The organism is Bradyrhizobium sp. P2_E8 (assembly GCF_056403875.1).
In genome coordinates, this window is record NZ_JBFUES010000237.1 from 1 (window position 1) to 8571 (window position 8571).

Here is an 8571-nt window from a genome sequence, read left to right on the forward strand (position 1 = left end):
CGCGTCAACCGCGAGGCTGCTCTGCGCAATCTGACATGCAAGCTCGGCGACGCGCTCCACCGCCACGACGTCGGGCGAGGCGAGCCAGCTTGCCGTGAACGTCAGCGGCGTGATTTCGAGATCGGTGTCGAGCAGTTGCAGCCGCCCGTCGGCGAGTTCGTTCTCGACGATGGCGTCGGGGATCACGGCGATCCCGAGGCCCTCGACCGCCATGTGGATGACGGTCGCGAGCGACGCAGAGGCATGCAGGCGGATCGGCGGCAATTCGGGCCGGTCGAACACCTCGCGCACGACCTCGTAGGGCCTGGTCTTGCGCGGGAAGGTGATGATCGGAAAACGCGCGAGATCGGCGCGCGTCACCGGGCCCTTGCCGAGGCCGAGCGAGGGGCTTGCGAGAAAACCGATCGGGTAATCGGCGAGCACGCGGTTGTGCACGCCGGAGGCGGACAGCGGCCCCACCACGAAGGCAAGCTCGATCTCCTGCGCGAGCAGGCGCGCCGTAAGGTTCGGCGTGATGTCGACCTCGATCTCCAGCGACAGGTTCGGATAGAGCTCGTTCACGCTCTTCACGAGGCGCGGCAGCCAGGTGTGCACGATGGTCTCGGCGACGCCGAGCCGCATCACGCCGCGCATCGCCGAGCGGTCGCCGACCTCGGCCATCATCTGAGCGCGCAGGCCGATCAGCTTCTCTGCATAGACCATCATCTGCCGCCCGCTCGGCGTCGGCGAGGCCACGCGATGATCGCGGTTGAGGAGCTTCACGCCCATCTCGCGCTCGAGTTGGGCGATGCGCTGGGAGATCGCTGGCTGGGTCGTGTTGAGCCTTTGTGCGGCGCCGCGAAAGCTGCCGAGCTTCACAACCCAGAGGAATGTCTCGATTGACCTGAAGTCCAGCATTGGAAGGATTTTCCCGATCGATAAAAGGAATTTATCGATATTGATTAGAAAGGAAGATTAGACTTTATAGCACGCTTGGTGTTGGCTTGTCTTTGTCGAGTTTATAGGCAGGTCGATCACATGACTGTTTTGGTGGCAGTGCAGCAAACTGAAACACCCGACACCCTCCCGAGCCGCAAGGCCCGGCTCGCCTATCGCGGCGGCGAGGTGGGCTCCACGGCCGGGGTCGCCCCCGGCTTCGTCCAGGGCAATCTTGCGATCCTGCCGGCGGAATATGCCGGCGCCTTTCACCGCTTCTGCCAGCTCAATCCGAAACCCTGCCCGATCATCGGCATGTCCGACGTCGGCAGTCCGCATATCCCTGCGCTCGGCGCCGACCTCGACATCCGCACCGACGTTCCCCGTTACCGCGTCTGGCGTGACGGCGAAGTCGTGGACGAGCCGACCGACGTCACCAAGTACTGGCGCGACGATCTCGTGACCTTCGTGCTCGGCTGCTCGTTCTCGTTCGAGGAGGCGCTGCTCGACGAGGGCATGCCGATCCGCCACATCGAGCAGAACGTGCGCGTGCCGATGTACCGCACCAACATCGCCTGCGGCGAGGCCGGTCCGTTCGCCGGCCCCATGGTGGTGTCGATGCGTCCGTTCAAGCCGGCCGATGCGATCCGCGCGGTGCAGGTCACCTCGCGCTATCCCGCGGTGCACGGCGCGCCCGTGCATCTCGGCCATCCGCATCTGATCGGCATCAAGGACATCGCCAAGCCCGACTATGGCGATCCCGTGCCGGTCGCCGATGACGAGATCCCGGTGTTCTGGGCCTGCGGCGTCACGCCGCAATCGGTGATCAATGCCGCGAAGGTGCCGTTCGCAATCACGCATTCGCCCGGCCTGATGCTGGTGACGGATCTCAAGAACAGGACCATGGCCGTGATTTAATGGGCAGCGTTTGCTGCTTCTTCAGGCTTTACGCTATCTGTCAATCGCTTCATTCGATACGCGCAAAATTCGAATAACAGGGGACTTTGCCTATGACGATCACTCGCCGCGACGTTCTGCTCGGAGCCGCTGCCACTGCCGCGTTGATGCCGCTGGCTGCCCGTGCGCAAACTTCTGAAGTGGTGATCGGCGCGACCTATCCCTTGTCGGGCGCCGGTGCCCAGGTGGGTGTCGATGCGCAGCGCGCGTTCGAGACCGCGGTCGATATCATCAACAATGATCAGGACTTCGACCTTCCGCTCGCGAAGGGCCTGGGCTTGCCCGGCCTTGGTGGCGCCAAGATCCGTCTCGTCTACGCCGACACCCAGGGCGACCCGCAAAAGGGGCGCGCCGAAGCCGAGCGCCTCATCACGCAGGAAAAGGTCTGCGCCATTCTCGGTTCCTATCAAAGCGCGGTCGCAGTCACGATCAGCCAGATCTGCGAACGTTACCAGACTCCGTTCCTGTCGGCAGACAACTCCTCGCCGAGTCTGCACCGCCGCGGCCTGAAGTATTATTTCCGCGCCTCACCGCACGACGAGATGTTCTCGGCCGGGATGTTCGATTTCCTCGATGCGATGAAGAAGAAGGGCGCCAAGGCCGAGACGCTGGCGCTGTTCCACGAAGATACGATCTTCGGCACCGACTCTGCCAATGCGCAGACCAAGCTCGCCACCGAACGCGGCTACAAGATCGTCGCCGACATCAAGTACCGCGCCAACTCGCCGTCGCTCTCGGCTGAAGTCCAGCAGCTCAAGGCCGCCAATGCCGACGTGCTGCTGCCCTCGAGCTACACCACCGACGGCATCCTGCTGGTCAAGACCATGGCCGAGCTCGGCTACAAGCCGAACGCCATCGTGGCGCAAGCCGCCGGTTTCTCCGAAAAGGCACTTTACGACGCCGTCGGCGACAAGCTCGAGGGTGCGATCACCCGCGGCAGCTTCTCGCTCGATCTCGCCGCCAAGCGGCCGATGGTCGGCAAGATCAACGATCTGTTCAAGGCGAAGTCGGGCAAGGACCTCAACGACAACACGTCGCGGCAGTTCATGGCCATGATCATCATGGCGGACGCCATCAACCGCGCCAAATCCACCGACGGCGAGAAGATCCGCGACGCACTGGCTGCGACCGAGATGTCGGGCGAGCAGACCATCATGCCCTGGAAGCGGGTCAAGTTCGACGAGATGGGCCAGAACAACGATGCCGATCCGGTGCTGCTGCAATWTGTCGGCGGCAAGTTCGTCACCATCTTCCCGTCGCAGGCGGCGGTTGCCGATGCGATCTGGCCGATGAAGTAAGCGACCAGGTTGCGGGCGGGGGACGAAGCAACGTGACAGCCGAAACCATTATCCAGAGTCTTGCGAGCGGCCTGCTGATGGGGCTGCTCTACGGACTGATCGCTGTTGGCCTGGCGTTGATCTTTGGCCTGATGGACGTCGTCAACTTCGCCCATGGCGAATTCCTGATGCTGGCGATGTACGTGACGTTCTTCCTGTTCACGTTCTTCGCGATCGATCCGCTGCTGTCGGCGCCGCTGGCCGCCGCCGCCTTGTTCGTATTGGGGGCGGTGGTCTATCTCGTGATCGTGCGGTTTGCGATGCGCGCCAAGGCCAATGTCGGCATGGTGCAGATCTTCGCGACCTTCGGCCTTGCGATCGTGATGCGCGGCCTGGCTCAGCTGTTCTTCACGGCCGACTACCGCAGCGTCCCCAACTCATGGCTCGGCGGCAAGACGGTATCGGTCGCCGGGATCTTCCTGCCGCAGCCGCAGTTGTTCGGCGCGCTGGTCGCGATCGCCGCGTTCGGCGGGCTCTATTTGTTCATCAACCGCACCGATTTCGGCCGTGCGCTGGAAGCGACCCGCGAGGATCCCGGTGCGGTGGCCCTCGTCGGCATCGACAAGAACCGCGTGTTCGCGCTCGGCTGGGGCCTCGGAGCTGCCCTTGTGGGGCTCGCCGGCGCCATCATGGCGAGCTTCTTCTACATCTATCCCGACGTCGGTGCATCCTTCGCGCTGATCGCCTATGTCACGGTGGCGCTCGGCGGCTTCGGCAGCGTGTTCGGCGCATTCGCCGGCGGCATCATCGTCGGTCTCGTCGAGGCCACCACCGCGCTCGTGCTGCCACCATCATTGAAGTCGGTCGGCATCTATGCCGTCTATCTCCTCGTGGTCTTTATCCGGCCACGCGGCCTGTTCGGATCGATGTGAGATGGACAAGAGCTTCACAGAGCGGCGTCGCCGCGAACTCCTCGTTGCAGCTTGCCTTACGGTCGCCGCTGCGCTCGTGCCGTTGTTCGTCAAGAATCCCAACGTCCAGAACATCATGATTTTGACGCTGATGTTCGGGGCGCTGTCGCAGAGCTGGAACATCCTGTCCGGCTATTGCGGGCAGATATCGCTCGGGCATGCCCTCTATTTCGGCTTGGGCGCCTATACCACCACGCTCTTGTTCACGAAGTTCGGCGTGCCGCCCTGGTTCGGTATGCTCGCCGGCGGCGCCATCTCCGCCTTGATCGCGCTGGCGCTCGGCTATCCCTGCTTCCGCCTTGGCGGCCACTACTTTGCGATCGCCACTATCGTGATCGCCGAGATCGGCTTGCTGCTGATCCAGAACTGGGAATGGGCGGGTGCGGCCCTCGGCATCGAGATGCCGGTGCGCGGCGACAGCTGGCTGAAATTCCAGTTCGCCCGCAGTAAGCTGCCGTACTTCTATTTCGCGCTGGCGCTCGCCTGCATCGCCTGGTTCGTCACCTGGTGGCTGGAAGACTCGAAATGGGGCTATTGGTGGCGCGCGGTGAAGGACAATCCCGATGCGGCCCAGAGCCTCGGCGTGGTCGTGTTCGATTCCAAGATGGGGGCTGCGGCCGTCTCTGCCTTCCTGGTCGCGGTCGGCGGTAGCTTCTATGCCATGTATGTTTCCTATATCGATCCCGGAAGCGTCATGGGCTTCCAGTTCTCGCTGCTGATGGCGTTGCCGGCGGTGCTGGGTGGCATCGGCACGCTGTGGGGGCCGCTGCTCGGCGCGGTAATCCTGATTCCGCTCACCGAGCTGACGCGCTCCTATATCGGCGGCTCGGGCCGCGGCGTCGATCTCATCGTTTATGGCTCGCTGATCGTCGTGATTGCGCTGGCGCGGCCGGAAGGTCTGATCGGGCTGTTCTCGCGCCGCAAGGGAGCTTCGCGATGACCGCGCTCCTTGAAACCCGCGGCGTTTGGCAACGTTTCGGCGGCCTTGTTGCCAACAGCGATGTCTCGATCTCGGTCGGGCGCGGCGAGATCGTCGGCCTGATTGGTCCCAACGGTGCCGGCAAGTCGACGCTGTTCAATCTCATTGCGGGCGTGCTGCCGCCGACGCAGGGCTCGATTATCTTCGACGGGCAGGATGTGACCAACCTGCCGGCGGCCGAGCGCTGTCAGCGCGGCGTCGCGCGCACCTTCCAGGTCGTCAAGAGCTTCGAGACCATGACGGTCATCGACAACGTCATCGTCGGTGCGCTCGTGCGCAACACCGTGATGCGCGAAGCCCGCCGCAAGGCGCATGAGGTGCTCGAATTCACCGGCCTTGCCGCACGCGCGGACGTGCTCGCAAGCGATCTCGTGCCGGCCGAGAAGCGCCGCCTCGAGGTCGCCCGTGCGCTCGCGACCGAACCGAAGCTGCTGCTGCTCGACGAAGTCCTCACCGGCCTGACGCCGACCGAGGCGCAGACCGGTGTCGCGCTGGTGCGCAAGGTGCGTGATGCCGGCATTACCGTGCTGATGGTCGAGCACGTCATGGAGATCGTGATGCCGCTGGTCGACCGTGCCATCGTGCTCGACCTCGGCAAGGTTCTGGTCGAGGGCAAGCCTGCCGACGTCGTTCGCGATCCCAAGGTGATCAGCGCATATCTGGGAGATCGTCATGCTGTCGGTGCATGAAGTCACGACCGCCTATCAGGGCCTGGTCGCGATCTCCGCGGTCAGCATTGAAGTCGCCAAGGGCGAGATCGTCTGCGTGGCCGGCGCCAACGGCGCGGGCAAGTCGACGCTGCTCAAATCCATCGCCGGCGCCGAGCGCCCGCGCTCGGGCACCGTGACCTTCGACGGCAAGCGCCTCGACGGCATGGCGCAGCACCACATCACCGCCACCGGCATCGCCTATGTGCCGGAGAATCGCCGCCTGTTCCCGCGCCTGTCGGTGCGCGACAATCTTCGCCTCGGCAGCTATCTCTACCGCGGCGAGGCCGACCGCGAGGGGCCGCTCGATCTCGTCTTCACGCTGTTTCCGCGTTTGTCCGAACGCCTGGAGCAGCGGGCCGAGACACTCTCCGGCGGCGAGCAGCAGATGCTGGCCATCGGCCGCGCGCTGATGACGCGCCCGCGGCTGCTGATGCTGGACGAGCCGTCGCAAGGCATCATGCCGAAGCTGGTGGATGAAATCTTCCAGGCAGTGAAGCGTATCCGCGACGCCGGCATGACCGTGCTGATCGTCGAGCAGCGCATGGCCGAGTGCCTGGAGATCGCCGACCGCGCCTACATCCTGCAAACCGGCCGCGTGCTGATGCAGGGCGCGGCCAGCGAGATCAGGGGCAATCCGGACGTGCGCAAGGCGTATCTGGGGCTGTAGGCACATAAGTGTTGGGCGCACACGTCCCACACCCTCGGTGTCATCGCCCGCGAAGGCGGGCGATCCAGTATTCCAGAGACGTTAGTGGGATACGGAGGGGCCGCGGCGTACTGGATTCCCCGCCGGAGCCTGTCATCGGGCTCGCCGAAGGCGAGACCCGGTGGCGGGGAATGACAGWGGTGGATAAGGCAGCACTGTCGTGCTCTTCACGAGGCGACGCTAATGCCCGTGCCCATGCTCCGGCAACGTCACCCCGAACACCTTCACCAGATCCTTCACCTGCTCCGGCGACAAATAGCGCGGGTTCATCCCGCGCAGCAGCAGGTATAGCTTCGCCGTCTCTTCCAGTTCCTCGGTCGCGAACACGGCGGCCTCCAGCGTATCGCCGGCAACCACCGGGCCGTGATTGGCGAGCAACACGGATGAATATTTCCCCGCCAGCCCCTTGATCGCATCCGCCACCGCGGGATCGCCGGGGCGGTAATAGGGCACGAGCGCGGTCGCGCCGCATTTCATCAGATAATAGGCTGTCATCGGCGGCAGCGCGGCGCGCGGGTCGATCTCGGGCAGCATCGACAGTGCGACAGAATGCGTCGAGTGCAGGTGCACGATCGCACGTGCACTGCCGCGGGTGTCGTAGAGCGCGGTGTGCAGCGGAACTTCCTTGGTCGGTGCATCACCCGAGATCGGCCGGCCCTGGCTATCCAGCCGCRACAGCCGCGCCGGGTCGAGGAAGCCGAGCGAGGCATTGGTCGGCGTCACCAGCCAGCCGCCATCGTCAAGCTTGACGCTGATATTGCCGGACGAGCCCGGCGTCAGTCCGCGCTCGAACAGGGACCGTCCGAAGCGACAGATATCCTCACGCAGCCTTGTCTCGTTGCTCATGGCCGTCATGCCTGCTTGTCTCACGCTTTGGCAGCGCGGCCAAGCCGTGTTATCGGTTCGCCGAGCCGCCGCAAGGGCCGGCCGTCCGGGAAACGTTTCGCAAGGGTCAGTTGCATGTCCGCCTCCACGTCACAAAATCAGCGTATCGCCGTCATCGGGCTCGGCTCGATGGGCTTTGGTATGGCGACCTCGCTGAAGCGCGCCGGTCACGCCGTCACCGGCTGCGACGTCTCGGCCGATGCCGTGGCGCGCTTCGTGAAGGACGGCGGCGCGGGCGCCAGGACGCCGGCCGAAGCCGCCAGGGACGCCGATATCGTCGTCAGCGTCGTCGTCAATGCAGCGCAGACCGAGACGATCCTGTTCGGCAAGGACGGCGTCGCCGAAACCATGCAGAAGGACAGCGTCTTCCTGTCGTCGGCCACGATGGATCCCGACGTCGCGCGGCGCCTGGCCAAGCAACTCGAGGCGACCGGCCGGCATTATCTGGATGCGCCGATCTCCGGCGGAGCGCAGCGCGCCGCGCAAGGCGAACTGACGATCCTCGCCTCGGGCAGCCCGGCCGCCTTCGCAAAGGCGCGGCCGGCGCTCGACGCCATGGCCGCAAAGCTCTACGAGCTTGGCGATGCCGCCGGGCAGGGCGCCGCCTTCAAGATGATCAACCAGTTGCTGGCCGGCGTGCACATCGCCGCCGCCAGCGAAGCGATGGCGTTTGCGGCCAAGCAGGGCCTCGACATCCGCAAGGTCTATGAGGTGATCACGGCCTCTGCCGGTAATTCCTGGATGTTCGAGAACCGCATGCCGCATGTGCTCGACGGCGACTATACGCCGCGCAGCGCGGTCGAGATCTTCGTCAAGGACCTCGGCATCATCCAGGACATGGCGCGCAGCGCCAGATTCCCGGTGCCGGTCTCCGCGGCCGCGCTCCAGATGTTCTTGATGACGGCTGCCGCCGGCATGGGCCGCGATGACGACGCCTCGGTCGCGCGCATGTATGCGCAGGTCACCGGCGTGAAGCTTCCCGGCGACAAGTAAGGACAAGAGGATTCCAATGCCCCGTTTCGCCGCCAATCTCTCGATGATGTTCACCGAGGTGCCGTTCCTCGATCGCTTCGATGCCGCCGCGCAGGCCGGCTTCACCGCCGTCGAGTTTCTCTTTCCTTACGAGCATCCGGCCGAGGCGGTCGGCGAGCGGCTCAAGCGCAACGGTCTG

The 8571-nt window shown here is 64.6% G+C and carries 9 protein-coding genes and 1 pseudogene; 8 read left to right on the plus strand and 2 right to left on the minus strand.

Features of this window, described 5'->3' with window-relative positions; all coding sequences use genetic code 11:
- On the minus strand, positions 1-897 hold an 897-nt coding region (locus AC1D00_RS15425; protein WP_477011268.1), incomplete at its 3' end, for a LysR family transcriptional regulator.
- Between the two features lie 120 nt (positions 898-1017).
- On the opposite strand from AC1D00_RS15425, the gene AC1D00_RS15430 reads away from it, so the two are divergent.
- The 6 genes from AC1D00_RS15430 (at position 1018) to AC1D00_RS15455 (ending at position 6476) form a co-directional block, all read left to right on the plus strand.
- The gene (locus AC1D00_RS15430; protein ID WP_404554171.1) at positions 1018-1833 is read left to right on the plus strand and encodes a putative hydro-lyase; all 816 of its coding nucleotides are present in this window, start codon (positions 1018-1020) and stop codon (positions 1831-1833) included.
- Positions 1834-1925: 92 nt separating this feature from the next.
- Complete coding sequence (locus AC1D00_RS15435; RefSeq protein WP_477011269.1) at positions 1926-3170, plus strand: ABC transporter substrate-binding protein; 1245 nt, start codon at positions 1926-1928, stop codon at positions 3168-3170.
- 32 nt (positions 3171-3202) lie between these two features.
- Positions 3203-4081, plus strand: coding sequence for a branched-chain amino acid ABC transporter permease (locus tag AC1D00_RS15440; protein WP_404554172.1), 879 nt, complete (start codon positions 3203-3205; stop codon positions 4079-4081).
- A 1-nt stretch (position 4082) separates the two neighbouring features.
- On the plus strand, positions 4083-5060 hold the full coding sequence (locus AC1D00_RS15445; RefSeq protein WP_477011270.1) for a branched-chain amino acid ABC transporter permease: 978 nt from the start codon (positions 4083-4085) through the stop codon (positions 5058-5060).
- Positions 5057-5788, plus strand: a complete 732-nt coding sequence (locus AC1D00_RS15450) for an ABC transporter ATP-binding protein (protein ID WP_477011271.1) — start codon at positions 5057-5059, stop codon at positions 5786-5788. Before AC1D00_RS15445 ends, AC1D00_RS15450 begins: the two co-directional genes overlap by 4 nt.
- Positions 5772-6476 carry an ABC transporter ATP-binding protein gene (locus AC1D00_RS15455; protein ID WP_477011272.1) on the plus strand — a complete coding sequence of 235 codons (705 nt, stop codon included), beginning with the start codon at positions 5772-5774 and terminating at the stop codon, positions 6474-6476. Before AC1D00_RS15450 ends, AC1D00_RS15455 begins: the two co-directional genes overlap by 17 nt.
- 219 nt (positions 6477-6695) lie before the next feature.
- Here the strand turns inward: AC1D00_RS15455 and otnC are convergent, their stop codons facing one another.
- Complete coding sequence (gene otnC, locus AC1D00_RS15460) at positions 6696-7370, minus strand: 3-oxo-tetronate 4-phosphate decarboxylase (protein WP_477011273.1); 675 nt, start codon at positions 7368-7370, stop codon at positions 6696-6698.
- 105 nt (positions 7371-7475) lie between these two features.
- Here otnC and ltnD point away from each other — a divergent pair, with 105 nt between their 5' ends.
- On the plus strand, positions 7476-8393 hold the full coding sequence (gene ltnD, locus AC1D00_RS15465; protein WP_135172418.1) for an L-threonate dehydrogenase: 918 nt from the start codon (positions 7476-7478) through the stop codon (positions 8391-8393).
- Between the two features lie 16 nt (positions 8394-8409).
- A pseudogene (locus AC1D00_RS15470) lies at positions 8410-8571 on the plus strand (hydroxypyruvate isomerase); the annotation flags it as partial.

Excerpts from the sequence above, each read along its gene's own strand:
- AC1D00_RS15455 (WP_477011272.1), top strand. The coding sequence starts at position 5,772 with ATGCTGTCGGTGCATGAAGTCACGACCGCCTATCAGGGCCTGGTCGCG.
- AC1D00_RS15450 (WP_477011271.1), top strand. The coding sequence starts at position 5,057 with ATGACCGCGCTCCTTGAAACCCGCGGCGTTTGGCAACGTTTCGGCGGC.
- AC1D00_RS15430 (WP_404554171.1), top strand. The coding sequence starts at position 1,018 with ATGACTGTTTTGGTGGCAGTGCAGCAAACTGAAACACCCGACACCCTC.
- AC1D00_RS15445 (WP_477011270.1), top strand. The coding sequence starts at position 4,083 with ATGGACAAGAGCTTCACAGAGCGGCGTCGCCGCGAACTCCTCGTTGCA.
- ltnD (WP_135172418.1), top strand. The coding sequence starts at position 7,476 with ATGTCCGCCTCCACGTCACAAAATCAGCGTATCGCCGTCATCGGGCTC.